The 1,167-nt window shown below is 55.7% G+C and carries 1 protein-coding gene; it reads left to right on the forward strand.

What is annotated here, in order from left to right; translation table 11 throughout:
• Positions 1–73: 73 nt before the first annotated feature.
• Positions 74–1,167, forward strand: a 1,094-nt coding sequence (locus OWK27_RS24260; RefSeq protein WP_267591368.1) for an IS4 family transposase, incomplete at its 3' end; no start/stop codon positions are given.

The following is a 1,167-nucleotide window of genomic DNA, read 5'->3' on the forward strand; positions in this document are numbered from 1 at the left end:
TTCCCCAGAAAAATGAAAAGCACGATGAAGTGTGATCTACTGGTTGCGCTAACAAATCAGAAGAGACCTCATCGTGCCTTTACAGACAGTCTGCCAGAAATTTTTCTCCGCGTCTTTACCGGACATTCACAGCTTCCGGGTTAATATTCTTGTTTCTATGGCCGTTGCCCTCACGCACGGTGCAGCCCTGACCCTGACCAGCCTTGGTCGCACACTTCCCGGCAGGGCGCACGTCAAAAATAAAATTAAACGTGTTGACCGTGCCCTGGGTAATACCGCCCTTCACCGTGATATTCCCCGTATTCAGCACCTGCTCACACATACCATCACCTCCCTGATGCCCTTCTGTGTGATTGCTGTCGACTGGACAGGCTGGCATGACAGGAACTGGTATCTTCTGCGGGCAAGCCTGGTCTGTAATGGTCGCTCACTGCCGCTTATGAGTGAGGTTGTCCCCGCAGAGCTGGCGCAGAACAGCGGTGTACAGTGCCGCTTCCTTGACCGCCTGCATGATGCCATCCCGAAAGATAAAGCCGTCACCATCATTACGGATGCAGGCTTCCGGACAGACTGGTTCCGGCATGTCAGCCATCTGGGCTGGAGCTTCACCGGCAGGGTCAGGGGCTGCATCAGCTTCCGGCTGGACGGAGATAAAAAATGGATGAAAATCAGTGAGCTTGAGGCTACCGGACAACCGGTCTGCGTGGGTTACGGTGTCCTGTCCCGTAAACCACGAACGCCCTGTTACGGCCGGTTCTATCTGCATAAGCGCCCTGACGCAGGGCGTCAGGGAAAAGGGGGGATGCCGAAAACACAGCGGGAACACCGCAGTAGCGCGCGGGAGCCCTGGCTGCTGTTCAGTAATGCAGAGGGACTGGAGCCGCACCAGATAATGGCCCTGTACAGCCGCAGAATGCAGATAGAACAAAACTTCCGGGACGACAAAAGTCCACGCTTCGGGTTCGGTCTGAGGCTGAGCCGGAGTCAGGGGAAAGGGCGACTGGAAGTGCTGAATATGGTCGCGGCAATGGCAAGCCTGGTGATGTGGCTGGCAGGTTACAGGGCAGAAAGGCAGTGTTTACACTGGCACTATCAGGCAAGCAGCATCAGGCACAGACGGGTTCTGTCATACCTGAGTCTGGCAGAAGAAGTCATCCGGCATGAGCC

Source organism: Enterobacter cloacae complex sp. 2022EL-00788 (genome assembly GCF_026627565.1).
Taxonomy (GTDB): Bacteria; Pseudomonadota; Gammaproteobacteria; order Enterobacterales; family Enterobacteriaceae; genus Enterobacter; species Enterobacter pasteurii.